We start from the raw sequence: 23987 nt of genomic DNA, 5'->3' as shown, positions 1-23987 counted from the left end.
GTTTAGTGGGTTTTATCATGACGGCGGAAGGTCATCTGCTTTTTTCTCTCGCCTGCGCAGTGTTTGCCAAAAACGCTGAGCTTACGCCTGTGCTGGCGCAGGGCGACTGGTGGCATATTGTGCCCTCCGCGGTACTGACCTGTCTGCTTCCGGATATCGATCACCCAAAATCGCTCCTGGGGCAGCGCCTCAAGTGGATCTCAAAGCCGGTGGCCCGCATGTTTGGTCACCGGGGCTTTACCCACAGCCTGCTGGCGGTTTTCATCGCTCTTACCCTTTTTTATTTAAAAGTACCTGAAGACTGGATTATCCCCGCGGATGCCATTCAGGGGATGGTACTCGGTTATCTCAGCCATATCCTTGCGGATATGCTCACCCCGGCCGGCGTTCCGCTGCTCTGGCCCTGCCGCTGGCGTTTTCGCCTGCCTATTCTGGCGCCGCAAAAAGGCAACCAGCTTGAGCGCGTGCTCTGCATGGCGCTCTTCGCATGGGCGGTGTGGATGCCGCAAACCTTGCCCGATAATGGTGCAGTGCGGTGGTCATCGCAGATGATCAATTCCCTGCAAATGCAGTTCAATCGCTTTATTCATCACCAGATTGAACAATAAACCAACGTTATTGGTCGGTTTGGCATAATCCATTCCATTTGGATATAAGAGACCTGGTTCACATCTGCTACCCTTGCGCCAACAGGATCGGGCTGACGTCCGATCTGATAATAAATCAGGAGAACGGGGATGAACTTTCCATTAATCGCGAACATCGTGGTGTTCGTAGTCTTGCTATTGCTGCTGGCGCAAACGCGTCATCGTCAGTGGAGCCTGGCCAAAAAGGTGCTGGTAGGTCTGGTAATGGGTGTGGTATTTGGCCTGGCGTTGCAGGCTATTTACGGTGCCGCCAACCCGGTACTGAAAGACTCCATCCAGTGGTTTAACATTGTCGGTAACGGCTACGTTCAACTACTGCAAATGATCGTAATGCCGCTGGTCTTTGCCTCTATTCTGAGCGCGGTTGCGCGTCTGCATAACGCCTCTCAGTTGGGTAAAATCAGCTTCCTGACCATCGGTACGCTGCTGTTTACCACGCTGATTGCCGCGCTCGTGGGTGTGCTGGTCACCAACCTCTTCGGCCTGACTGCCGAAGGTCTGGTACAGGGTACGGCCGAAACCGCACGTCTGACGGCGATCGAAACAAACTACGCGGGCAAAGTGGCCGACCTGACCGTGCCGCAAATGCTGCTCTCTTTCGTGCCTAAAAATCCGTTTGCCGATCTGACGGGTGCGAGCCCGACGTCGATCATCAGCGTGGTGATCTTCGCGGCGTTCCTGGGCGTGGCCGCCCTCAAGCTGTTGAAAGAAGATGCGCCGAAAGGTCAGCGTGTTATCACCGCTATCGATACCCTGCAGAGCTGGGTGATGAAGCTGGTCCGTCTGGTGATGCAGTTGACGCCATACGGCGTCCTGGCTTTGATGACCAAAGTGGTTGCCGGTTCAAATATGGCAGACATCATTAAGCTGGGTAGCTTCGTTGTCGCCTCGTATCTGGGCCTGGGTATTATGTTTGTGGTTCACGGGATCCTGCTGGGCGTGAACGGCGTGAGCCCGCTGAAATATTTCCGCAAAGTCTGGCCGGTTCTGACCTTCGCGTTCACCAGCCGCTCCAGCGCAGCCTCTATTCCGCTGAACGTTGAAGCGCAGACCCGTCGTCTGGGCGTACCGGAATCTATCGCCAGCTTCTCTGCCTCCTTTGGTGCCACCATTGGTCAGAATGGCTGTGCGGGTCTTTATCCGGCGATGCTGGCAGTGATGGTGGCTCCAACCGTCGGGATTAACCCGCTGGATCCCGTCTGGATTGCAACGCTGGTAGGTATCGTCACCATCAGCTCCGCAGGCGTAGCCGGCGTGGGTGGCGGTGCGACCTTCGCCGCACTGATTGTTCTGCCTGCACTGGGCCTGCCGGTCACGCTGGTTGCCCTGCTCATCTCTGTAGAGCCCCTGATCGACATGGGCCGTACCGCCCTGAACGTGAGTGGTTCTATGACTGCCGGTACGCTGACCAGCCAGTGGCTGAAACAGACCGATAAAGAGATTCTGGAGAGCGACGACAACGCCGAACTGGCGCACCGTTAATCGCTAACAGCATAAAAAAAACCGCCTTCGGGCGGTTTTTTTATGGCTACTCTTTTAACTCATTTTCCTGACGTACCTGTGTCGCCCAGCGCTGGGCCGACTCTGGCACGGTAAACGGTGGGGAACGACGAAAATGCTCCCCCATCAGCACAAACGCCACATATTTGCCGCGCAATAGCCAGACATCACGAAACCCCTCCATTTTAGTGGCATGGTCAGGCGGGGCGGGTTCCACGCGGGGTACGTAGCTAATGACAGGACGGTTTTGTTGGCGAAGTGGTTTCATAAGCGACTGGTTCACTAAAGCAAATTCAAGAATCAGTAAAATCCTATCATAGCTGATTGCCCCTCCTGCGTCGTGCCTTGCGTGCCTTTTACTCCCACTTGAACAGCGAGATATCACGCTCTAACCGGGATTATTACGCCTCTTGTTCTATAGTTAATAGGTTTTGATGCCAATAAAAAAGGCTTTTCAGCAATGAAAACAGGAGACGAGAGTAATGTCGCAGAATGATAATCCCCATAAACCCCATCAATCTCCAGTTCACAACGAAAACGAAGCAAAACCCGGACTGGACTCGCTGGCGCCGGAGGACGGCTCTCACCGGCCCACGGCTGCCCCAACCGCACCAGGAGAACAACCCACTGCGCCAGGGAGCCTGAAGGCACCGCACTCGGGTAACGAAAAGCTCAACGCGCTGGAGTGCCAGCGTAAAAATGGCGAGAACTTTCCGCTAACGACCAATCAGGGCGTACGTATCGCCGACGATCAAAACTCCCTGCGCGCCGGTAGCCGCGGCCCCACGCTGCTGGAAGATTTTATCCTGCGCGAGAAGATCACCCATTTCGACCACGAGCGCATTCCGGAGCGTATCGTGCATGCGCGCGGCTCGGCAGCGCACGGTTATTTCCAGCCCTATAAAAGCCTGAGCGACCTGACCAAAGCGGATTTTCTCTCTGAACCCGATAAGATCACCCCGGTATTCGTACGATTTTCAACGGTACAGGGCGGTGCAGGCTCCGCCGATACGGTGCGTGATATCCGCGGGTTCGCCACCAAATTTTATACCGACGAGGGTATCTTTGACCTGGTGGGCAACAACACGCCGATCTTCTTTATTCAGGACGCGCATAAGTTTCCCGACTTCGTCCATGCCGTTAAACCCGAGCCACACTGGGCCATTCCCCAGGGACAGAGCGCCCATGACACCTTCTGGGATTATGTTTCCCTGCAGCCGGAAACCCTGCACAACGTGATGTGGGCGATGTCCGATCGCGGTATCCCGCGTAGCTATCGCACCATGGAAGGTTTTGGCATCCACACCTTCCGGCTGATTAACGCCGAAGGTAAAGCCACGTTTGTTCGTTTCCACTGGAAGCCCGTAGCGGGTAAAGCCTCTCTGGTCTGGGATGAGGCGCAAAAACTGACGGGGCGCGATCCGGATTTCCATCGCCGTGAATTGTGGGAAGCCATCGAAGCGGGCGATTATCCGGAGTATGAACTGGGCTTCCAGCTCATCCCGGAAGAAGATGAATTCAAATATGATTTTGACCTGCTGGATCCTACCAAGCTGATTCCTGAAGAGCTGGTGCCGGTGCAACGCGTCGGCAAAATGGTCCTCAACCGCAACCCGGATAACTTCTTCGCCGAAAACGAACAGGCTGCTTTCCATCCTGGCCACATCGTACCGGGGCTGGACTTCACTAACGACCCGCTTTTGCAGGGGCGTCTGTTCTCCTATACCGATACGCAGATCAGCCGCCTGGGTGGACCTAACTTCCACGAGATCCCGATTAATCGCCCGACCTGCCCGTATCACAACTTCCAGCGCGATGGCATGCACCGTCAGGATATCGATACCAACCCGGCCAACTATGAACCGAACTCGATTAACGATAACTGGCCGCGCGAAACCCCTCCAGGCCCAAAACGCGGCGGCTTCGAGTCATATCAGGAGCGCGTTGAGGGTCATAAAGTGCGTGAGCGCAGCCCCTCCTTTGGCGAATATTATGCCCACCCTCGCCTCTTCTGGCAGAGTCAAACGCCGGTAGAGCAGCAGCATATTATTGGTGCCTTCAGTTTCGAGCTGAGCAAGGTGGTTCGGGCCTATATCCGGGAGCGGGTCGTGGATCAGCTGGCCCACATTGATATCACGCTTGCCCAGGGGGTCGCTGAAAATCTGGGGATAACCCTCACTGAAGCACAGCGCAACATTGCGCCGCCGAAGGACGTCAACAACCTGAAAAAAGATCCCAGCCTCAGCCTTTATGCGGTGCCGGGCGGCGATATTAAAGGTCGTGTGGTTGGCGTACTGCTGAATGATAAAACCCGTTCGTCGGATCTACTGGCGGTGTTACAGGCCCTCAAGTCCCGGGGGGTTCACGCAAAGCTGCTCTACGCCCGCATGGGTGAAGTGACGGCTGACGACGGCTCTACCCTGCCGATAGCCGCGACCTTTGCCGGTGCGCCTTCCTTGACGGTAGATGCCGTGGTGGTGCCATGTGGTGATATTCAAAGCCTGTTGAATAATGGCGATGCGCAATATTACCTGCTGGAGGCCTATAAGCATCTTAAACCTATCGCGCTGGCGGGCGATGCGCGACAGTTTAAAGCGCTGCTTAAGGTTGCGGATCAGGGTGAAGAGGGCATTGTGGAAGGTGACAGCGCAGATAGCGCCTTCACCGATCAGCTTTTGAATCTGCTGGCCGCGCACCGTGTCTGGTCACGTAGCAACAAGATAGCCGCTATTCCGGCATAAAAAGAGCCGGGTGGTGATGCCACCCGGCTTTGTTTTTTACAAGTCGTTAAAGGTTCCCAGTCGATATCCCCGCTCGGCAATCGCATTTTTCAGTGACGCCGAGGTCAATACCTCCAGCTCATCCAGTCGCGGCCAGCAATAGGCGCTTTTACGCAGAGTATTGTCGATCAGGGCCGGATGCGCCATCATCTCCAGACTTCGCTCCCCCTGCTGCGCCGAATCATCAAGCGTTTGCAAGAACAGCGCCTCGTCGATGGCATCGCCATAGAACGCGCTGCTGAAGCCGTCGGTAGTCGGCGGCAACGCAAGCAACGTCGCTTTAAAGGCGGCCTCCTGACGATCCACCCGCATCGCCACCCCTTTACGGCGGGCAAATTCAGCCACCAGCGGGAAAATCGCCGGGATCATGTGCACATGGTGGTGGCTGTCGATATGCGTCGGCAAACGACCGAAGAGATCGACAAAGCGGTTGAACTGACACTCCAGCTCTTTGGCAATCTCCTCAAGCGGCAGGCCGCCCTGCTCAGCCATTTCCCAGATCCATTTTCCAAGCACCCCTTCGCGCGCCAGGCCAGGCATTGCGGTCAGGGGCCTGCCTAACGTCAGGACGAAGTGCATCCCGACGCCCAAAGCAGGCAGGTCACGACTCAGGGCAACGGCGTGCTCAATTGCCTCAGCATTCATCATGGCGGTGGTAGAGGTCACCACGCCATGCCGGCAGGCTTCCACGATGCCGTAGTTCTGCCCTTTCGACAGACCAAAATCATCGGCGTTGACGATCAGCAGATTTTCCATTGCATGCCCTCTTAATGCTGTTCGCTCTTGAGCTTATCGATGGTTGTCGCAAAATTTGGCAGCCATTTTTCATGGGCCAGAATCATATCACGTGCCAGTTTTTCAGCATCGCGATCCGAGTGCACCAGCGGGCTGAGGTTCATCGCCAGTAGCACATCGTTAAACTCGCCACTCAGCGCCGCCTGGCTTGCCGCCACTTCAAAGCCCTTGATGGTGTGAATAAGCCCCATCACTTTATCGTCGAAGCGGGTGATACGTGGGTGCGGTTTTGCGCCGTCACGCCCCAGGATGCAGGTCATTTCTACCGCCCAGTCGGCCGGAATATTTTCAACGTGACCATGATGCGGAATGTTCACGTAATGTTCGGCCTGCTTATCGTTATAGATAGCTTTGATCACTTCGCAGGCCGCGTCGGAGTAATAGGCGCCGCCGCGCTGCTCCAGCTCTTTCGGCTTAATGTTCAGTTGCGGATCTTTATACAGCTCGAACAGCTGTTTTTCGACCTTCTGCACCACCTGCGCACGTGCCCCGCCTTTGTAGTACTCGCCCATTTCGATGGCCAGCATCTCTTTCTGCTTGAAGTAGTAGAGCAGATACGAGCAAGGCAGCAGATTCAGGGAGCGAATCAGCCCTTCGCTGAACGGCAGGTCGAAGATATTTTTCACCGAGGCAGCCTTAAGATTGCCGCTGGCTACGCCATCCAGCAGCTCGGCAAAGCGCGACTGCCCGTTTACCAGCACATCGCGGATAAAGACCATATGGTTCAGACCAAAGAGGTCGATAGAGAGCGCATCGCTCTCCTCAAGCGCCAGCACGTCGCGTATAAACATCTTCATACCGATGGGAATATTACAGACACCAATAAAGCGTTTGAAATCGGTATGACGATAGACCGCCTCGGTGACCATGCCGGCCGGATTGGTAAAGTTAATCACCCACGCGTTCGGGCAGATCGCCTGCACATCTTTGATGATGTCGAAGACCACCGGAATAGTGCGCAGCCCCTTGAACAGACCGCCCGCACCGTTGGTCTCTTGTCCCAGGTAGCCGTAACTCAGCGGCAGACGCTCGTCCAGCTCACGCGCTTTGAGCTGGCCTACGCGCAACTGGGTGGTGACGAAGTCAGCGTCTTTTAGTGCCTCACGGCGATCCAGCGTTTTATGCACCGTCATAGGTACGCCAGCTTTTTTCACCATCCGCTGGCAGAGGTCGAAAATAATATCCAGCTTCTCCTGCCCCTCTTCCACATCGACTAGCCATAATTCACTGACCGGCAGTTCGTGGTAACGCTTAATAAAGCCTTCAAGTAATTCCGGGGTATAACTGCTGCCGCCGCCGATCGTAACTACTTTTAATTTCTTCTGCATATTATTCTCCCTGGGAGAGCCGCCCGTTAAGTATAGCGCTCCCTTCCCACCAGTTATGGGCAAGTTTTTGAAATCGATATTCCCGGCGGCAGATCCGCCGGCGTCTAATTGATTACCGTCAGGTTTTTGCGATAGCTATTAGGTGTAAATGAGGTGAATTTTTTAAACGTCTTTATAAACAGACTGGGACTACTATAACCCGACTCATAAGCAATATCCGTCACTGAGTAGTTGGTTATTTCCAGCTGCTTCTTGGCGAAATTAATGCGAATTTCATTAATAATCTGCACCGGCGTCTTACGATAATAGCGCTGAGTCGCACGGGTGAGATATTCTTGTGATTTACCGGAGAGTTGCACCATATTTTCCAGCGCGTTTTCGCCAAACTTGAGTTTATCGTGCATCACCTCTACGGTGGTGCGCAGCCACTGGGGAATATCATCCGCCACCTGCTGCTCTTCGCGATGGTGGCGCAGGCGGTTGATGACGTAAAAGGTGACGGTTTCGATAAACTCATCAAATTCACTGTCGCGAAAATTTAGCGATGCAATCACCGTTTCGATCCAGGTCAGGAACTCTGCTTTGATGTGATAAATCTGCGAGGCAACAAAGCAGAACGGCAGAAGCGGCAGGTAATGCGTTTCGAAAAAGCGCTTGCTGATCCCCACGTTGAGAATACGCGTGGCGCCAAAATCGTAGAAGCTCTGGTGATGTGAGCCCATCGGGATAAAAACAAAATCACCGCGCTCCAGTAATACCCGCTTGCCGTTGATCTCCTGATAGTAACGGCCAGTCAGCACAATGGTGAATTCATAGTAGTCATGCTGATGCAAACCACTGATGCTCTCAACCTTGTTGTAGATGAACACGTGAAAATTTTTGCCATTGAACAGTTGCTGCTCACGTGCGGTTTTGATCTCCATCGCGCTGACCTCCTGCCTGTCCATACTTACTGAATTTTTTCGTGAAGATCGATGAGTTCGGTGACCAGCTCGCGGGCAAGCATAGAGGTCATCAGATGATCCTGGGCATGTACCAGCACCAGGCTCACTTTCATTTTACCTTCACCCTGATCGCCTTCAATCAGTTTAGTTTGTACCAGATGCGCTTCATTCAACGCCAGGCGGGACTGGTCCATCATCGCACGCGCAGCGGCAAAATCGCCCTGCTTAGCCTGCTTCAATGCGGCATACGCCAGGCTGCGCGCTTGCCCTGAGTTGATAATGAGGCCCATCACCACCTCTTCCAGATCGTTTTCAACGGCCTCTTCTGCCACGACGTTATCCAAATCAAACATGCTCTTCTCCTTTACAGGCGCGAGTTACCCCGCGCCAGTCGACATCAGAATTTCAGTGCGAGGGCGATCTCTTCTTCGCTCTCTTCTTCATCAATGGTGGTCTGCGCTTTGTTGGCAATGGCCACGAACGGCATATAAAGCAGGGTTGCCACCCCAAGGTTAAACATCGCCAACAGGAAGGCCGCTACGCTGCCGTTGGTGTTGAAGAACGCACCCAGACCAGCGGGCATCGTCCACGGCGCGATATTGGTCACCGGTGGGATAATACCTAAGTAGTAGGCGGTCAGGGTGATGGCCGCCAGCAGCGGCTGAACCAGGATAAAGGGAATAAACATCACCGGGTTCATAATGATCGGCAGACCAAACAGAATCGGCTCGTTAATCTGGAAGATCCCGGATGGCAGCGCCAGTTTCGCCACCTGACGATGGTCAGCGCGGCGTGAAGTGATAAAGACCGCGATGATCAGGCCAAGCGTAGCACCGGTGCCCCCCAGGAAGATGTAGGAGTCGAGCATCGGTTTCGCCCATACATGGAAGGTTTTCCCGGCTGCCAGTGCCGCATCCACGGAGCCATACTGCTGATACAGCGCCACGTTCTCCAGCGCCCACGGGGTCATGATACCGCTGTCGAGTGCCGCCAGCGCCAGCGAGCCATGCACGCCAAAGAACCACAGCAACGAGGTGAAAATAACGTAAGCCCAGCCGACTACACCGCCCATCGATGCCAGCGGCGTGGAGATAGTATCCATGATGATCTGGTGGAAGTTCGTCCCCCAGTGCGACAACGCCCAGGCAAGGGTGCCCATTATAGAAAGAATGATGAAGCCCGGGATCAGCGCAGAGAAGGAGCGTGACACCGACGCCGGCACGCTATCGGGTAATCTAATGACCCAGTTACGACGAATAATAAAGGTAAAGAGTTCCGCAACCACCAGCCCGATGACAATACCGGAGATAATATTGGCGCCACCCAGCCAGTTCGCGCCTACCGCATAGGCTTCACCAACGCTATAGGGCGTGACGGTCATAAAGGCAGCAACAGATAACAGCCCCGCCGCCAGCGAGTCCACTTTACGCTCTTCAGCCAGCGCCATCCCAATAAAAAAAGGGGCCATCAGCGACATAATACCCAGCGTACCGTTATATACATTGCCGCCGATGGCTTTGAAACCATTTAACGTTTCAATGGTTGAGGGGTCTAACCGAACACCTAATGAGTAGAAAAATGAGCCATCGCCAAAACTTAGAAAAACGTTATTAATTAAAACGAACATGGCACCGGCCAGCGTTAACGGCATTAATTTAATAAAACCGTTTTTGATGGCGTTGACATGGGGTTGCTTTCCTATTTTAACTGCAAAAGGAAGGAGTACCTTTTCAAGTGCACCAATGACTCTACTCATAGAAAAATACCCTTAAATGCCGCAATAAAATTGCGGCGTAAGTGAGTGTGAAATTGCTCTTTGACGGGAAAAAAATAAAATTTTAATTTGCAGCTTTTTTAATCGCTGCAACGGCAGCTTTAAGTACACCTAAACCATCAACTTTGCCGTACAGCGCAGAGTCGATCACTTCTACCGGCTTATTGGGTAATAAACGCTGGATTTCTGGCAGCATATAAGCAATTTGCGGGCCGAGCAGAACGACATCGGCGTTAACGCCCTTCTCGCCTGCCAGGGTCTCCGGAAATGCTTCGATGATGACCGGTACTTCGTACTTCTCCGCCTGCGCACGCATTTTTGACACTAACAGTGACGTTGACATGCCCGCAGAACAAAACAGATAGATGTGTTTCTTTTCCATCCCAACTTCCCTCTTATATGGCTACCCGATGGGTGACAACGCCAGCCTCCACTTTCCTCGGTGTATCGTTGACGTTTCGGTATGACATGAGTATACGGCAACCGCTATGCCGGTAATAATCCTAAGAGGTTTATAATTGTCTCTCATTGACCTGGCGTAATGATTACCTTCACATTTCAGGCAAATAATTCGCGTGGAGAATTAAGCGTCGGCGGGATGTAAAAAAACCGGCGCAGTGGCCGGTTTGTATCAGAGCTAAGGAGAGTGCCTTACTGGGCTTTAGGAGCCTGCGGGTCAGTATCGTATTCCGCACAGGTCTGGTAGCCCGAATTGATCACGTGACCGGTATCGTCCAGGGCAACAAAGTAAGTTTCTGCTTTACCATTACGTTGACCCAGGATGTAAGTCTGGCAAGTACCGCGTGCATGAATCATTGAAACTTCTGAAGAAGGTTTGCCGGCTACCTGCGCAACCTGCGCACGGCTCATCCCTTTCTTAACGTCTTTAACAACAGGCTGTGTGAACTGGTCCGTTGTACGGTCATACGCCGTACAGCCTGCCAGCATAGTCAGTACCGCCGCTGCACCCAACATTCCTGCGATGTTCTTGTTCATATTCCGTCCTCTTGTTTATCAGCGTGTTAGATAAGCCTGGAATATAAAATTACTTTTTTCAACCCCGGACAGCCCAGCGCGGCTTTTTAGGAAAATTCTAATAAAACAGCGATTAGCAGCAAAATCGCGTGCTTTTGCCACAGTGATAACAGGGATCCTTGTCGTTTTACGCCTGACGGGGTAATTTTAACGAATCATTCATTAAGCGAATTCACAAAACGGAGGGGCTAAATGGCTCTGCAACAAGAGATTATTCAAGCGCTCGGGGTCAAACCGACGATCAACGCGGATGATGAAATCCGTCGTAGCGTCGATTTTCTGAAAACCTATCTGAAAACCTACCCCTTCATTAAGACCCTGGTGCTGGGCATCAGCGGCGGTCAGGACTCCACGCTGGCGGGTAAACTGAGTCAGCAGGCCATCACGGAATTGCGTGATGAAACCGGCGATGCCACGCTGCAGTTTATCGCCGTACGCCTGCCGTATGGCGTGCAATTCGATGAGCAGGATTGCCAGGATGCACTCAACTTTATCCAGCCGGATCGGGTATTGACCGTCAATATTAAAGAATCGGTTCTGGCCAGTGAAAAAGCGCTGCGCGATGCAGGTATTGAGTTAAGCGATTTTGTTCGCGGTAACGAAAAGGCCCGCGAGCGAATGAAAGCGCAGTACAGCATTGCCGGTATGACCAAAGGGATCGTCGTTGGGACCGACCACGCCGCCGAAGCGCTGACCGGTTTCTTCACCAAATACGGTGATGGCGGCACGGACATCAACCCGCTGTTCCGCCTTAACAAGCGCCAGGGTAAACAGCTGCTGGCCGCACTGGGCTGCCCGGAGCATCTGTACAAAAAAGCCCCAACCGCCGATCTGGAAGACGATCGCCCTTCCCTGCCGGACGAAGCCGCGCTGGGCGTAACCTATGAGAATATTGATGATTATCTGGAAGGCAAGGTTCTCGACGAAGGAACTGCGCGCATTATCGAAGGCTGGTATGTGAAGACGGAGCATAAACGTCGCCCACCTATCACGCCATTTGACGACTTCTGGAAACGATAAATTCCTGCAGGCGGCGTAAGCCGCCTCTTTTTTAACCAGCGACAGGCTGCTACACTGTATACCTGAACAGTATCAGGAGTAAGTTGTGAGCAGGCGTCAATCCGCACCGCGTCTCGAATTTGAAGCGGCTGCCATCTATGAATACCCCGAACATTTGCGCCCATGGCTGGAAGCGTTACCCAAGCAGCCCGGCGTTTACTTTTTCCATGGCGAGAGCGATGCCATGCCGCTGTACATAGGTAAAAGCGTCAATATTCGCAGCCGGGTCCTGTCGCATCTGCGTACCCCGGAAGAGGCCGCGATGTTACGTCAGTCCCGGCGCATTAGCTGGACGCAGACCGCCGGTGAGCTCGGTGCGCTGCTGCTGGAAGCGCGCCTGATTAAAGAGCAGCAGCCGCTCTTTAACAAACGGCTGCGCCGTAACCGGCAGCTCTGCTCGCTGCATATCAGCGAGGGGAAACCGCAGGTGGTATATGCCCGTGAAGTCGATTTCTCGCATACGCCCAATCTCTACGGCCTCTTTGCTAACCGCCGTGCGGCGTTACAAACTCTGCAAAGCCTCGCCGATACGGAGAAGCTCTGTTACGGCCTGTTGGGGCTGGAGTCCTTAACCCGCGGGCGCGCCTGCTTTCGCTCAGCGCTAAAACGCTGCGCGGGTGCCTGCTGCGGCAAAGAGAGCGTGGAGGATCATCAGCAACGGCTGCTGACGGGGCTGGAAAACATTGGCGTCACCTGCTGGCCGTGGGACAGTGCCATTGCGCTTAAAGAGTCGCGAGAGGGGATGACCCATTATCATATCATCCACAACTGGCTCTGGCTGGGCGCAGTGAATTCGCTGGACGAGGCGCCGGAGTTGCTCCGCACGCCTGCGGGGTTCGATCAGGATGGGTATAAGATCCTCTGTAAACCGCTGCTCTCCGGCAGTTATGAGATCACCCCCCTTAATGACCGGGTAGCCAAATAATTTCGCTAAACAGCAGCTTGCCTTCGTCCTTCAGTAAACGCAGGGTATGTCGGCCTTCCTGCCACCATGCCCCCTGATCGGCGGTCAGAAGCTTGTCGCCCATCTGCCATGCGCCGCTGATGACAAAGACTACGCCACCGCGCGAGGCAAAGGTCGTAAAGGTGCGATCGGCCACCCGCACTTTGGCCCGACAGCGGTCACGTCGGGTCATAATATTGAAATCCATCGACATCTGCCCTTCAGTGAGCTTCGCTTTTACCGGCGTATCACCTGCAAAGCTGAAGGGTTGATGGCGACGTAGCCTGTGGTTAAACGCATGGCCCCCATCGAGAGCGACCTCCCCCCCTTCCAGTAGCGTAATGACCCGGTCAACGCCCGGAAAGAGAGAGAACTCACCATTACCGGCAATGGACGCGATACTGGCCCGCCAGGTAAAGTCACGGGTTGCCGGAGGCAAACAACAAATTTCTCGCGTCTCTCCGGCGCCATTACGCCAAAGATTGACCGGCATTTTACGGATATCGAAAAACTCCATCACCACTCCTGAATGGCGCAACACGCACCAGAGCGGCCGTTTACCACGGTCGCTGAATTGATTGTTATCGTTAGTTGGTTTACTACAGACGTAGTATCGGCAAGCGTGCTTACAGATTTTAGGCTGGTCAGGAAAAATTTCTGGCCATAAGTGTAAGTACATTCAAGCCGTTACAGGAGAATACCGCGCTTCTGGCGGCTTACAAGAGGGCGGTAAAGAAAAAAACCGCCGGACCTGTCCACAGCGAATTCGCTTTTGTGAACAGGACTCCGGCGGTCTTAAGTAGGGGGCCGATTATTCGGCAGGTGCTGGCATTTTACCTTCTGGTGCGCGACGTTCTGTCAGACGCTTCTCAAAATTGGCATTGAACTGTTTTTTCTGTTCAGGCGTCAGAATGTTGTAGATCTTATTCTGGGTTTCCATGTGCGCCAGCATACGGGCTTTGTGCTGCTCGGCCATTTTATCGATCTGCGCTTCTGCTTTCGCTTTATCGAAGGAGTCGCTGGCGATGATGTCGTGCATTGCGCGACGCTCTTCCAGAGGTGGACGCTTCATCTGGTCGCGCTGGCTTTTCATAATGTCGCGCACCTGCTGTTTCTGCGCGTCGGTCAGATTCAGGTCTTTAAACATCATATCGTGATGCATACCCGGCTTGCCTTTATGGTGCATCATTTTGCCTTCAGTCGGCGCCGCGGTCGTTGTGGCGGTATCCGCTGCGAACGCCATGCTGGTAGCGCCCAGAGCCAGGGTAGAAGCAACAAACAGTGCAGTTAATTTACGCATAATCTTGTCCTTTCTTTCAGTTATTCTTCGGCGCTATGCCGTGTTGACGAGATAAACTTTACGGGGTTTATCGTCAATAAATCAGAGCAACAGTAAAACTGTGAAAGTGTAAAAAACAATATTTGTTCAATTGTGAAGGAAATAAGGATAAACCGTGGAGAGATGAAACAAAAATAATCATATGAATGATTTTAAAGGAATTATGGAGAAGTATAGCGGCATGGCGTTTAATAATAAAGCAATTATCCAGGAATAATCCGTATAAAAAATCTGGCGCATTAAAGATCAATCAAAATAAACGCAACGATGAATGACCGCCCCTTTCGGGGCAGCCGTTATCAGCTTATTTTTTCCAGCATTAATCCTGCGCGCAGCCCAAAGGCAACCGAGGGGTTTGGAAAGAGCACATACTCGGTCGACTTTTGCACCTCGTAGCGCTCCTCACCATCTTCCGCCAGCAGCACGCCCCGACGAAACGGGGTAAAGTTCAGCGTATGTGCCGCCATATGCAGGCGAAAGGCGTCGCTGCGGCGGGTGATTTGTTGCACCACCCGATAACGCTCCACCTCGCCTGCCTGCCGGGTCGGCGTTTTTCCGCTTAATAGTGCCTGCAGGGCCTGCTGAGTGACAGCAAACAGGCGAAGATCGTTATGCCCAAACGGCAGGGCTTTCCCGAGTTCCAAAGTACAGGCCAGCGCACCAAAGCGTTCACAGCTGAAATGGGTAAAGGTTCCGCCCGGAGTCTGATGGAACACCAGCGCCTCCAGCCCTGCATCCCCCAGCCACCCCAGAAATGCCTCATCCCAGGGGGCGTCCCGCTGGGGCAACACCCCAAAGCGCACGTGGTAAGAGGCGCGGATCGCGGTATGCAGATCCAGATGCCAGCGATCATCCCCTGCATCGGCAAAGAATTTAGCTACACACTGTTCCAGCACCTGGGCCCGGGCGGCATCTTCCCCAGGCGGAAACTGCGCCCAGCGTCCACCGAACATGCGGTTAATATCCCACTCCAGATAGCGCTTATTCGCCACCAGCGCCTGCGGATGGCCGAAGATCACCAGCAGACGACAGCTCAGCATCATTTCGCCGCGGAACAGGGCGCTAAGTAAGGCATCGACGATTTCAACCGGTGCCGTCTCATTGCCATGGATCCCTGACGAAAGCACCAGCGAACGCGTGCTCTGTGTCTCAGGGGTCAATTCCACCACGCCTGGCGCCAGCCAGCGCCAGTGAAACGAAGGGCCGGTGCCCGCATGCTGGGCCGGTAACTCCGCCGCCAGCGTCAGGGCCAACAGGTTTTCCATCTCGCCTCCTTTATTGCTGGAACGGATAGACCGAACCGAGCTGTAAAATTCGGGTTAAGGCATCCAGCGCCTCGCGCCCTTCACGCAATAATTGCGGATCAACCAGATCGGCCTGGGTTAAGCGATCGCGATAGTAGCGATCCACCCAGTCATTAAGCGTGTTGAACAGGGTTTCATTCATCATCACCGCCGGGTTGACCGCCTGCTGTTGCTCTGGCGTGAGGACGACCCGCAACCGCAGGCATGCCGGGCCGCCGCCGTTCGCCATGCTTTCGCGAAGGTCAAATACGCGCAATTCGCTGATGGGGTTGTCCCCTTCCAGCAAGGTATTCAGGTAATGCCAAACGCCAGCATGAAGTTGCGATTCCTGCGGTAGCACCAGCATCATGCTGCCGTCGTCTTTACTCAAAAGCTGGCTGTTAAAGAGATAGGTGGCTACGGCATCCGCGACCGAGACCGCCTTTGTGGGCACCTCCAGCGGGGTAAAGCCCGGCACGCGGCTGCGAAGGATCCCGAACAGCGCCTGCTGATCCACAAACGCCTGTTCGTGGCAAAACAGTACCTGACGGTTGGAGACGGCAATCACGTCGTTATGGAATACCCCGTGGTCAATCACCTCAGGATTTTGCTGGGCGAAAATCAGCTGACCCGGATTGACCTGATTCAGCCGGGCCACCGCCTGGCTCGCCGCCAGGGTCTGACGAGCGGGATAGCGTGACGGAGTGGCATACCCGGATTCATCGCGGCCATAGACGAAGAGCTGAATACCCGGTTCGCCATACTCCCCTCCCAGTCGGTTATGGTTGGCTGCCCCTTCGTCTCCAAACATCGCCACCTGCGGCAGGGCGTCATGAACGCTAAAGTGCGTTCTGTCGCGGAAAATCGACCGTAGCAACTGTTCAGTGGTTCGCGCTTCGGTGGCGCGGTGGAATTTGTTATTGAGGTTAGCCACGGTGAGATGCACTTTGCCGTCGAGCGTATCGGCAGAGGGCGCCACGGTGGCAGCATTAGCCACCCACATCGCCGACGCTGAACTGGCGGCGGAGAGCAGATCCGGATACAAAGTGCCTGCTTTCTCTACGACCTGCTCGTCAGTCCCGCTGAAGCCAAGCTGGCGCAAAACGGCCACGTTTGGCCGCTCATGAGGAGGGATCACCCCCTGCGGAAACCCGGCGTCAGCCAGGGCTTTCATTTTGAGCAACCCCTGTTTCGCCGCCAGACGAGGATTTGAGATCTGGAAACGGTGTTTGGTTGATGCTTCATTCCCAAAAGAGAGCCCGGCATAGTGGTGGGTCAGCCCGACCAGGCCGTCAAAATTGACTTCACGCGCTTTCATGGCGCTTCCCCTGTGTAAAATCGAGGCCCGGATTGAGCTGCTCTGGCAGCGCGATGGTTTCCGTTTCCAGGCTCGCCATCGGCCACGAGCAGTAATCTGCGGCGTACCAGGCGCTGGCGCGATGGTTGCCAGAGGCACCCACGCCGCCAAACGGCGCGGTACTGGCGGCACCGGTAAGGGGTTTGTTCCAGTTGACGATCCCGGCCCGGGCTTCCAGCAACAGCTGGTCAAACTTTTCACGATCCGGGGAGATCAACCCGCTCGACAGGCCATAGCGGGTGGCATTAGCCATGGCGATGGCTTCATCGAAGGTGTCATAACGCCAGACGCACAGCAGGGGGCCAAAGACCTCTTCATCCGCCACGCTCTGCACGCCGCTCATCTCGACGATAGCTGGCGTCAAGAAAGAGGTACCCGCTTTTACCCGTCGCGGATCCAGTAACGAGGTCCCGCCCTTCGCAACATGCTCGCGCCAGGCGTTATACACCTGTATAGCGGCCTGCTCAGAGATTAGGCCGCCAATAAACGGCTGATCCAGAGCATCCCACTCGCCGGGTATCAGCGTTGACGATACCTCTACCAGGCGCGCCAGAAACGCATCACCCTGCGCACCGCGTTTTACCAGCAGGCGACGCGCGCAGGTACAGCGCTGGCCCGCCGTAATAAAGGCGGACTGAATGGTAAGGTGGACGGCGGCATCAATATCGGCGGGCTCATCAACGATCAGGGGGTTATTGCCGCCCATCTCCAGCGCGAGAATTTTTTCCGGCTGTCCTGCCAACTGACGGTGCAGCTGATACCCGGTGCCGGCGCTGCCCGTAAACAGCAAGCCATCCACGTCGCGAAGGCCACTCAGCGCCTGGCCCGTTTCCCGCCCCCCCTGCACAAGGTTCAACACGCCCGGCGGCAAACCGGCTTGCTCCCACAGTTTAACCATCGCTTCGCCCGTCCAGGGGGTCAGTTCACTGGGTTTGAAGATCAGGGTGTTACCCGCCAACAGCGCCGGAACGATGTGTCCGTTCGGCAGGTGGCCGGGGAAGTTATAGGGGCCGAACACTGCCAGCACCCCATGAGGACGATGGCGCAGGGTTGCCGCGCCGTCTGCCATCTCGGTGCGTTGCTCGCCAGTACGGGTATGGTAGGCCTTCACCGAGATGGCCACTTTATTGATCATCGCCGTGATTTCAGTGGCCGCTTCCCAGCGCGGTTTCCCGGTTTCGCGGGCAATGATGCTCGTCAGTTCAGTTTTATTGGCTTCCAGTAGTCCGGCGAATTTTTCCGCAATGCTCTGGCGCGCGCTAAAGGGCAACCTGGCCCATGCCGGGAAGGCCGCCCGGGCGGCACGGCAGGCCTGCTCAACCTGCTCCGGGCTGGCGTCGTTGCCCAGCCAGAGGGTCTCTTGTCCAACCGGATTAGTTTTCGTGCGTTTTTCTCCCGCGCCGGTGATCCAGTCGCCGTTAATCCATAAAGTCATGCTGTTTTCTCCTCAGGACACAGACGCACCATGCGGATACGGTCGCCTGCGTGGCATTTCAGGGCATCCAGTTGCGCGGCGGTGAGCACCAGACGTTCGCAGTCGGGATCCACGCGAATCAGCGTGGCGCGAAAATGGTCATACTGTTCGTTGGCGACCAGACAGGCTGGCCACTCGCCCGGCGCAGGCTGGCCTTCTGCCACCTCCACCAGCCGACTTTTACGAATCGCGCGCACCCGATCGATATCGCACTCCAGCGTTGGCCCGCCGTCGAAAATGTCCACATAGTTACAGTAGCGGAATCCCTCTTTTTCCAGCACCGCACGAGCCGGCGCGGTTTGCGGATGCACTTCGCCAATCACCGCCTGCGCCTCTTCGCTAAGGAAGTGGGTATAGATCGGGTGTTTGGGCATCAACTCAGCGATAAAGGCTTTTTGCCCGGTGCCGCACAGGTAGTCAGCGCGGCTGAATTCCATGGAAAAGAAGCGCTCGCCGAGGCTTTTCCAGAACGGAGAGAAACCCGTTTCGTCGATCACACCGCGCATCTCAGCCACTACTTTGTCATTGAAGCGATCGCGGAAGGCCGCCATGAACATAAAACGCGATTTAGAGAGCAGGTAGCCATTGCCCTCCTTGCGCCAGGCGGGATCCAGAAACAAGGTACAAAGTTCACTGCTGCCGGTGTGATCGTTACTGAGAAATAGCGTCGGCAGCGCGTTATAGACGTTCAGCTCTTTCGAGGCATGAACCAGGGTGCCTACGCGGTAGTTGTACCAGGGATCGTTGAGCCCCACCGCCACTTCAATGGCGCAGATCCCTGCCACGGTGCCGGTTTCGCACTCTTCCAGCACAAAGACATAGCCCTGTTCACCTTTCGGCACCGTCCCTTGCCAGGTTTGAATGGCACGCTCGATACGCGCCAACAGCGTCTGTTCATCGGCAGGCAACGAGGTCAACCCACCGCCTGTCTTACCGGCAAGCTGCATGAGCGCAGGGAGATCCTCACGCTCAACGGGACGGATAACCATCATGATGACACCCCGGACTTCACGCGTTCACAGGCCTGCGCAAACCGGTCTAACCCGGTTTGCACCTCTTCGGTGCTCACAATCAGCGCGGGGGCAAAACGCACCACGTTGGCCCCGGCAATTAACACCATGACCCCTGCTTTCGCCGCTTCCTGTGAAATCAATTTCGCTTTTCCGGCGTACTCCTCCGTTAGCACACAGCCAATCAGCAGGCCAAGGCCACGAATCTCCTTAAAGAGGCCGGTCTGATTGTTGATGGCCGTGAGACGCTCAACAAACCAGTCATGACGCTGTTTCACGCCATTCAACACCTCTGGCGTATTGATAATATCCAGCACCTGCCCGGCCACCGCAGTAGCCAGTGGGTTACCGCCATAGGTTGTGCCATGCGTCCCCACGCCCATGACGCTGGCGAATTTATTGGTGGTCAGCATCGCCCCAATCGGGAAGCCGCCGCCGAGCGCCTTGGCGGTAGAGAGTACATCTGGCGTTACACCGTAGTGCATATAGGCATACAACTCACCGGTACGGCCGACGCCGGTCTGTACTTCATCGAAAATCAGCACCGCGTTGTGACGATCGCAGAGTTCGCGTAACCCCTGCAGGAACGCTTTGTCTGCCGGTAACACGCCCCCCTCCCCCTGCATCGGCTCAACGATCACCGCGCAGGTCATGTCGTCGATCAGATCCCGGGCTGAGTTCAGATCGTTATAGACGCCGTGGCGAATGTCCGGCGGCAACGGGGCAAAATCCTGAGAATAAGAGGGCTGCCCGCCGGCACTGACGGTAAATAGCGTGCGGCCATGGAACGCGTTTTTGAACGCGACGATCCCGCTTTTCTGGCTGCCAAAGTGGTCGTGGGCATATTTGCGCGCCAGCTTCAGCGCCGCCTCGTTGGCTTCGGCCCCCGAGTTACAGAAGAACACTTTCTCCGCGAAGGTGGCGTCGATCAACTTCTTCGCCAGACGCAACGCCGGCTCGTTGGTGTAGCCATTTCCCGTATGCCAAAACCTGGCCGCCTGCTCGTTCAGGGTCTGACGCAATGCCGGGTGCGCATGGCCCAGTGCGTTAACCGCAATCCCGCCGGCAAAGTCGATATACTCTTTACCCTGCTGATCCCACAGACGTGAACCCTCTCCCCGCACCGGAATAAAAGCCGCCGGCGCATAAACCGGCATCATCCATTCATCGAAATTTTCACGCGTAATTGACAGAGACATAGCGACCTCATCCGGTAAATAAAAGGTTATTTAGATGTTAAATATTTGAGTGTTTGCGCTGTAAATGTAGATTGCACTGTTCGTGCCAGCTAGCGATAAAAGTGCATAAAAGGGAGGTGTAAACGTAAAATCAACAAGTTACGACGAGTCTTTATTCATTATTTTTGCATAAATAGTGAATATTTTTGCAACAAGCGCGGGTTTGCCGGATGAAAAATAGTAATATTATTCATTTACCAAATATAATTCTGGAATTGTGATCCCTCGCGAAATTACTTAACTCTTTACGCGCTTTTATCGGGCAAGCTGCGCCTAAAAAGTGCAAAAGTTGCACCATTATTTACATCTATCGCCGTTATCGGTTTTTCCCTGCTGGCGGTGGCAGTCAGTCGCGCTAAATTCTGCTACCATCCTTGCACTATTCACCTTGCACTGGCAGCGACTATGAAATTTGTCTCATTTAATATCAACGGCCTGCGCGCCCGTCCCCATCAACTGGCAGCCATCGTCGAACAACATCAGCCCGACGTCATTGGTCTGCAGGAGACAAAAGTTCACGACGATATGTTCCCCCTCGAAGAGGTGGCAAAACTGGGCTATAACGTCTTTTATCACGGGCAAAAAGGTCACTACGGCGTGGCGCTGCTGACCAAAGAGACGCCAGTTTCTGTTCGTCGTGGCTTCCCGGACGATGACGGTGAGGCGCAACGCCGCATCATCATGGCAGAACTGCCTTCGCCGATGGGAAACATCACGGTTATCAATGGCTATTTCCCACAGGGCGAAAGCCGCGACCATCCGACCAAGTTCCCGGCTAAAGAGAAGTTCTATCAGGATCTCCAGCGTTATCTTGAAACTGAGCTGCAGAAAGAGAACCCGGTGCTAATCATGGGTGACATCAATATTAGCCCGACGGACCTTGATATCGGCATTGGCGAAGAGAACCGCAAACGCTGGCTGCGCGCCGGTAAATGCTCCTTCCTGCCGGAAGAGCGCGAGTGGATGGGTCGCCTGCTGGACTGGGGTTTGGTAGACACTTTCCGCCACGCCCACCCGGAAACCCAGGATCGCTTCTCGTGGTTCGACTACCGTTCCAAAGGTTTTGATGACAACCGCGGTCTGCGCATCGATGTGCTGCTGGCAAGCCATCCGCTGGCGGAACGTTGTATCGACACCGGGATTGATTACGCCATCCGCGGCATGGAAAAACCGTCTGACCATGCGCCGGTCTGGGCGAAGTTTGATCTGTAAGCTCACCGCGATGAAGGTCAAAACAATCGACGTCGTCTGCGCCATCCTCGAACGGGATGGCCAGATTTTGCTGGCCCAGCGGCCAGAGCATGCCGATCAGGCGGGAATGTGGGAACTGGCCGGGGGCAAAGTGGAACCGGGTGAAACGCAGCAAGAGGCTCTGATTCGCGAGCTGCGTGAGGAACTCGCCATTGAGGTTCAGCCAGGCGACTATGTTGCCAGCCACCAGCGGGAAGTCTCCCGCCGGCTGATCCACCTGCACGCCTGGCACGTGCCGCACTTTAGCGGCACCCCGGTGGCGCACTATCACACCCAGCTGGTGTGGTGTACCCCACGGCAGGCGTTGACTTACAACCTTGCGCCCGCGGATGTCCCGCTGCTGGAAGCCTTTATTCTTTCACACGACGCCACACCAGTGGATTCGTACTGATTGTCCGTTCGTCGCGCTGACACTGTAACAATACCCCGTCAGCGCGAACCACCGCCCCCTCCGAATAGTTCTGATCCTGATAGATACAACACATGTTGCACGGCTGCGCCCGCTGCCCACCAGAGCTGAACACTTCCGGCGGTACGTTCACGTCGATATCGGGGCGCAGACGTTGCTCGGCATAACTGCTGAGAGAGAAAAGCCCGAGCATGGCGGCAATCATTAATCGATTCATAGACGTTTCATCCTGTTTTGTCCTCTTAACACTATAACGGACAGTCACCCGCAAGCTTTAACCCTTTCCATCATCGTTTTTTATTATGACCCGGGGCGGATGATGAATTTCCCTGGATGGGGAAATTTTCACTTGCGTCACAAACTGGTACGAGTGATATAGTCGAAAACCACAACACATCACAGATAAAACCGTCAAAAAGATAATAATTCTATTTATAAGAGGAACTTATACTTATGGACCAGGTATGCTCTCTGGAATCGTTTCTGAATACTGTTCAACAGCGCGACCCGCATCAGAGTGAGTTTTCGCAGGCCGTTCGCGAAGTGATGACCACCCTGTGGCCGTTCCTTGAACAGAACCCACGCTATCGTCAGATGTCCCTGCTGGAGCGTCTGGTTGAGCCTGAGCGCGTAATTCAGTTCCGCGTGGTCTGGGTGGATGACAGCAATCAGGTACAGGTTAACCGTGCGTGGCGTGTACAGTTCAACTCGGCAATTGGTCCGTTTAAGGGCGGCATGCGATTCCATCCCTCCGTTAACCTCTCCATTCTTAAGTTCCTCGGTTTTGAACAAACCTTTAAAAACGCCCTCACCACCCTGCCGATGGGCGGCGGGAAAGGCGGCAGTGATTTCGATCCGAAAGGCAAAAGTGAAGGTGAGGTCATGCGATTCTGCCAGGCGCTGATGACTGAACTTTATCGTCACCTGGGGCCGGACACCGACGTACCGGCCGGGGATATCGGCGTAGGCGGACGCGAAGTGGGCTTTATGGCCGGGATGATGAAAAAACTCTCCAATAACAGCGCCTGCGTGTTTACCGGTAAAGGTCTCTCCTTCGGCGGCAGCCTGATCCGTCCGGAAGCCACCGGCTATGGTCTGGTCTATTTCACCCAGGCGATGTTACAGCGCCATGGTCTGAGCTTTGAAGGGATGCGCGTGGCGGTCTCTGGCTCGGGGAACGTGGCTCAGTATGCCATTGAGAAAGCGATGGAGTTTGGCGCACGGGTCATCACCGCCTCTGACTCCAGCGGCACCGTAGTTGATGAAGCCGGTTTTACTGCCGAGAAGCTGGCACGTCTTTGCGAAATTAAAGCCAGCCGCGATGGCCGCGTGGCCGACTATGCCCGCGAATTTGGGCTGACCTATCTTGAGGGCAAACAGCCATGGGCCGTGCCGGTGGATATCGCCCTGCCGTGTGCCACCCAGAATGAACTGGATATCGATGCCGCGCGTCAGTTGGTGGCAAACGGCGTGAAAGCGGTAGCGGAAGGGGCCAACATGCCCACCACCATCGAAGCGACCGATCTGTTCCTGGAGGCGGGTGTGCTCTTCGCGCCGGGTAAAGCGGCTAACGCCGGCGGCGTGGCGACGTCAGGTCTTGAGATGGCGCAGAACGCCGCGCGGATGGGCTGGAAAGCCGAAAAAGTGGATGCGCGCCTGCACCACATCATGCTGGATATTCACCACGCCTGCGTCGAGTACGGCGGTGAAGAGAAACAGACCAACTACGTACGCGGGGCAAATATCGCCGGGTTCGTAAAGGTCGCCGATGCGATGATGGGCCAGGGAGTGATTTAAATTCTCTAAAATGGCAGACGTTAA

The 23987-nt window shown here is 54.9% G+C and carries 24 protein-coding genes; 8 read left to right on the top strand and 16 right to left on the bottom strand.

All coding sequences use genetic code 11. The features are described from left to right. Nucleotides 1–17: 17 nt before the first annotated feature. Both B3B59_RS02540 and B3B59_RS02535 read left to right on the top strand, forming a co-directional pair. The gene (locus B3B59_RS02540; RefSeq protein WP_040076017.1) at nt 18–608 is read left to right on the top strand and encodes a metal-dependent hydrolase; all 591 of its coding nucleotides are present in this window, start codon (nt 18–20) and stop codon (nt 606–608) included. Between the two features lie 129 nt (nt 609–737). Continuing rightward, a complete protein-coding gene (locus tag B3B59_RS02535; RefSeq protein ID WP_040076018.1) occupies nt 738–2129 on the top strand; it encodes an L-cystine transporter in 1392 nt (463 codons plus the stop codon). Nucleotides 2130–2175: 46 nt separating this feature from the next. Here B3B59_RS02535 and cedA read toward each other — a convergent pair whose 3' ends face one another. Further along, entirely contained in the window at nt 2176–2430 is a 255-nt protein-coding gene (gene cedA / locus B3B59_RS02530; RefSeq protein ID WP_072039512.1) for a cell division activator CedA, read from the bottom strand. Nucleotides 2431–2629: 199 nt separating this feature from the next. Here cedA and katE point away from each other — a divergent pair, with 199 nt between their 5' ends. Next, on the top strand, nt 2630–4888 hold the full coding sequence (gene katE, locus B3B59_RS02525) for a catalase HPII (protein ID WP_286808020.1): 2259 nt from the start codon (nt 2630–2632) through the stop codon (nt 4886–4888). Nucleotides 4889–4924: 36 nt separating this feature from the next. On the opposite strand, the gene chbG is transcribed toward katE, so the two are convergent. From chbG to osmE, 7 genes are all read right to left on the bottom strand, one after another. Continuing rightward, nucleotides 4925–5683 (bottom strand): chitin disaccharide deacetylase, encoded by a 759-nt coding sequence (gene chbG, locus B3B59_RS02520; RefSeq protein ID WP_286808019.1) that lies wholly within the window; start codon nt 5681–5683, stop codon nt 4925–4927. A gap of 11 nt (nt 5684–5694) precedes the next feature. Next, nucleotides 5695–7050: a 6-phospho-beta-glucosidase gene (locus B3B59_RS02515; protein WP_286808018.1), complete on the bottom strand. Its 1356-nt coding sequence runs from the start codon at nt 7048–7050 to the stop codon at nt 5695–5697. Nucleotides 7051–7154: 104 nt separating this feature from the next. After that, the gene (gene chbR, locus B3B59_RS02510; RefSeq protein ID WP_072039513.1) at nt 7155–7997 is read right to left on the bottom strand and encodes a transcriptional regulator ChbR; all 843 of its coding nucleotides are present in this window, start codon (nt 7995–7997) and stop codon (nt 7155–7157) included. A gap of 2 nt (nt 7998–7999) precedes the next feature. Beyond that, nucleotides 8000–8347, bottom strand: a complete 348-nt coding sequence (gene chbA / locus B3B59_RS02505; RefSeq protein WP_040076023.1) for a PTS N,N'-diacetylchitobiose transporter subunit IIA — start codon at nt 8345–8347, stop codon at nt 8000–8002. 44 nt (nt 8348–8391) lie between these two features. After that, on the bottom strand, nt 8392–9750 hold the full coding sequence (gene chbC / locus B3B59_RS02500; RefSeq protein ID WP_040076024.1) for a PTS N,N'-diacetylchitobiose transporter subunit IIC: 1359 nt from the start codon (nt 9748–9750) through the stop codon (nt 8392–8394). A gap of 82 nt (nt 9751–9832) precedes the next feature. After that, nucleotides 9833–10150: a PTS N,N'-diacetylchitobiose transporter subunit IIB gene (chbB, locus tag B3B59_RS02495; RefSeq protein ID WP_040076026.1), complete on the bottom strand. Its 318-nt coding sequence runs from the start codon at nt 10148–10150 to the stop codon at nt 9833–9835. A 269-nt stretch (nt 10151–10419) separates the two neighbouring features. Then, a complete protein-coding gene (gene osmE, locus B3B59_RS02490) occupies nt 10420–10764 on the bottom strand; it encodes an osmotically-inducible lipoprotein OsmE (protein ID WP_040076027.1) in 345 nt (114 codons plus the stop codon). Between the two features lie 231 nt (nt 10765–10995). Between osmE and nadE the strand changes: the two genes are divergently transcribed. Both nadE and cho read left to right on the top strand, forming a co-directional pair. Next, entirely contained in the window at nt 10996–11823 is an 828-nt protein-coding gene (nadE, locus tag B3B59_RS02485; protein ID WP_046885900.1) for an ammonia-dependent NAD(+) synthetase, read from the top strand. Nucleotides 11824–11908: 85 nt separating this feature from the next. Then, the gene (cho, locus tag B3B59_RS02480; protein ID WP_207293573.1) at nt 11909–12787 is read left to right on the top strand and encodes an excinuclease Cho; all 879 of its coding nucleotides are present in this window, start codon (nt 11909–11911) and stop codon (nt 12785–12787) included. On the opposite strand, the gene ves is transcribed toward cho, so the two are convergent. The 7 genes from ves to astC all read right to left on the bottom strand — a co-directional run bounded on the left by ves (nt 12765) and on the right by astC (nt 20467). Continuing rightward, nucleotides 12765–13322 carry an environmental stress-induced protein Ves gene (gene ves, locus B3B59_RS02475; RefSeq protein WP_040076031.1) on the bottom strand — a complete coding sequence of 186 codons (558 nt, stop codon included), beginning with the start codon at nt 13320–13322 and terminating at the stop codon, nt 12765–12767. The genes cho and ves overlap by 23 nt on opposite strands. Before the next feature lie 294 nt (nt 13323–13616). Then, entirely contained in the window at nt 13617–14105 is a 489-nt protein-coding gene (gene spy / locus B3B59_RS02470) for an ATP-independent periplasmic protein-refolding chaperone Spy (protein ID WP_040076032.1), read from the bottom strand. A gap of 338 nt (nt 14106–14443) precedes the next feature. Next, nucleotides 14444–15409: a succinylglutamate desuccinylase gene (gene astE, locus B3B59_RS02465; protein ID WP_286808017.1), complete on the bottom strand. Its 966-nt coding sequence runs from the start codon at nt 15407–15409 to the stop codon at nt 14444–14446. Between the two features lie 10 nt (nt 15410–15419). Further along, complete coding sequence (gene astB / locus B3B59_RS02460) at nt 15420–16745, bottom strand: N-succinylarginine dihydrolase (RefSeq protein ID WP_212477923.1); 1326 nt, start codon at nt 16743–16745, stop codon at nt 15420–15422. Continuing rightward, entirely contained in the window at nt 16732–18219 is a 1488-nt protein-coding gene (gene astD, locus B3B59_RS02455) for a succinylglutamate-semialdehyde dehydrogenase (RefSeq protein ID WP_286808016.1), read from the bottom strand. The genes astB and astD overlap by 14 nt, the downstream gene beginning before the upstream one ends. Next, nucleotides 18216–19250, bottom strand: a complete 1035-nt coding sequence (astA, locus tag B3B59_RS02450) for an arginine N-succinyltransferase (protein WP_040076037.1) — start codon at nt 19248–19250, stop codon at nt 18216–18218. Before astA ends, astD begins: the two co-directional genes overlap by 4 nt. Then, nucleotides 19247–20467 carry a succinylornithine/acetylornithine transaminase gene (astC, locus tag B3B59_RS02445; RefSeq protein WP_040076038.1) on the bottom strand — a complete coding sequence of 407 codons (1221 nt, stop codon included), beginning with the start codon at nt 20465–20467 and terminating at the stop codon, nt 19247–19249. The genes astA and astC overlap by 4 nt, the downstream gene beginning before the upstream one ends. Nucleotides 20468–20911: 444 nt before the next feature. Here astC and xthA point away from each other — a divergent pair, with 444 nt between their 5' ends. Beyond that, nucleotides 20912–21718 (top strand): exodeoxyribonuclease III, encoded by an 807-nt coding sequence (xthA, locus tag B3B59_RS02440; protein WP_286808015.1) that lies wholly within the window; start codon nt 20912–20914, stop codon nt 21716–21718. 10 nt (nt 21719–21728) lie between these two features. Next, complete coding sequence (locus B3B59_RS02435) at nt 21729–22148, top strand: pyrimidine (deoxy)nucleoside triphosphate diphosphatase (protein ID WP_207293567.1); 420 nt, start codon at nt 21729–21731, stop codon at nt 22146–22148. Here B3B59_RS02435 and B3B59_RS02430 read toward each other — a convergent pair. Then, a complete protein-coding gene (locus tag B3B59_RS02430) occupies nt 22108–22371 on the bottom strand; it encodes a YnjH family protein (RefSeq protein ID WP_414671878.1) in 264 nt (87 codons plus the stop codon). The two genes, B3B59_RS02435 and B3B59_RS02430, sit on opposite strands and share 41 nt — an antisense overlap. Nucleotides 22372–22619: 248 nt before the next feature. Between B3B59_RS02430 and gdhA the strand changes: the two genes are divergently transcribed. After that, nucleotides 22620–23963, top strand: a complete 1344-nt coding sequence (gdhA, locus tag B3B59_RS02425) for an NADP-specific glutamate dehydrogenase (protein WP_286808014.1) — start codon at nt 22620–22622, stop codon at nt 23961–23963. Nucleotides 23964–23987: the final 24 nt, after the last annotated feature.

This window comes from Leclercia sp. UBA2479, assembly GCF_002341985.1.
GTDB lineage: Bacteria > Pseudomonadota > Gammaproteobacteria > Enterobacterales > Enterobacteriaceae > Enterobacter > Enterobacter pneumoniae.
This window is presented reverse-complemented; position numbering and strand designations above follow the sequence as displayed.

Coding starts and splice junctions, on each gene's coding strand:
- B3B59_RS02540 (WP_040076017.1), top strand. CDS start 18: ATGACGGCGGAAGGTCATCTGCTTTTTTCTCTCGCCTGCGCAGTGTTT.
- B3B59_RS02535 (WP_040076018.1), top strand. CDS start 738: ATGAACTTTCCATTAATCGCGAACATCGTGGTGTTCGTAGTCTTGCTA.
- katE (WP_286808020.1), top strand. CDS start 2,630: ATGTCGCAGAATGATAATCCCCATAAACCCCATCAATCTCCAGTTCAC.
- chbG (WP_286808019.1), bottom strand. CDS start 5,683: ATGGAAAATCTGCTGATCGTCAACGCCGATGATTTTGGTCTGTCGAAA.
- B3B59_RS02515 (WP_286808018.1), bottom strand. CDS start 7,050: ATGCAGAAGAAATTAAAAGTAGTTACGATCGGCGGCGGCAGCAGTTAT.
- chbR (WP_072039513.1), bottom strand. CDS start 7,997: ATGGACAGGCAGGAGGTCAGCGCGATGGAGATCAAAACCGCACGTGAG.
- chbA (WP_040076023.1), bottom strand. CDS start 8,347: ATGTTTGATTTGGATAACGTCGTGGCAGAAGAGGCCGTTGAAAACGAT.
- chbC (WP_040076024.1), bottom strand. CDS start 9,750: ATGAGTAGAGTCATTGGTGCACTTGAAAAGGTACTCCTTCCTTTTGCA.
- chbB (WP_040076026.1), bottom strand. CDS start 10,150: ATGGAAAAGAAACACATCTATCTGTTTTGTTCTGCGGGCATGTCAACG.
- osmE (WP_040076027.1), bottom strand. CDS start 10,764: ATGAACAAGAACATCGCAGGAATGTTGGGTGCAGCGGCGGTACTGACT.
- nadE (WP_046885900.1), top strand. CDS start 10,996: ATGGCTCTGCAACAAGAGATTATTCAAGCGCTCGGGGTCAAACCGACG.
- ves (WP_040076031.1), bottom strand. CDS start 13,322: ATGGAGTTTTTCGATATCCGTAAAATGCCGGTCAATCTTTGGCGTAAT.
- spy (WP_040076032.1), bottom strand. CDS start 14,105: ATGCGTAAATTAACTGCACTGTTTGTTGCTTCTACCCTGGCTCTGGGC.
- astE (WP_286808017.1), bottom strand. CDS start 15,409: ATGGAAAACCTGTTGGCCCTGACGCTGGCGGCGGAGTTACCGGCCCAG.
- astB (WP_212477923.1), bottom strand. CDS start 16,745: ATGAAAGCGCGTGAAGTCAATTTTGACGGCCTGGTCGGGCTGACCCAC.
- astD (WP_286808016.1), bottom strand. CDS start 18,219: ATGACTTTATGGATTAACGGCGACTGGATCACCGGCGCGGGAGAAAAA.
- astA (WP_040076037.1), bottom strand. CDS start 19,250: ATGATGGTTATCCGTCCCGTTGAGCGTGAGGATCTCCCTGCGCTCATG.
- astC (WP_040076038.1), bottom strand. CDS start 20,467: ATGTCTCTGTCAATTACGCGTGAAAATTTCGATGAATGGATGATGCCG.
- xthA (WP_286808015.1), top strand. CDS start 20,912: ATGAAATTTGTCTCATTTAATATCAACGGCCTGCGCGCCCGTCCCCAT.
- B3B59_RS02435 (WP_207293567.1), top strand. CDS start 21,729: ATGAAGGTCAAAACAATCGACGTCGTCTGCGCCATCCTCGAACGGGAT.
- B3B59_RS02430 (WP_414671878.1), bottom strand. CDS start 22,371: ATGATTGCCGCCATGCTCGGGCTTTTCTCTCTCAGCAGTTATGCCGAG.
- gdhA (WP_286808014.1), top strand. CDS start 22,620: ATGGACCAGGTATGCTCTCTGGAATCGTTTCTGAATACTGTTCAACAG.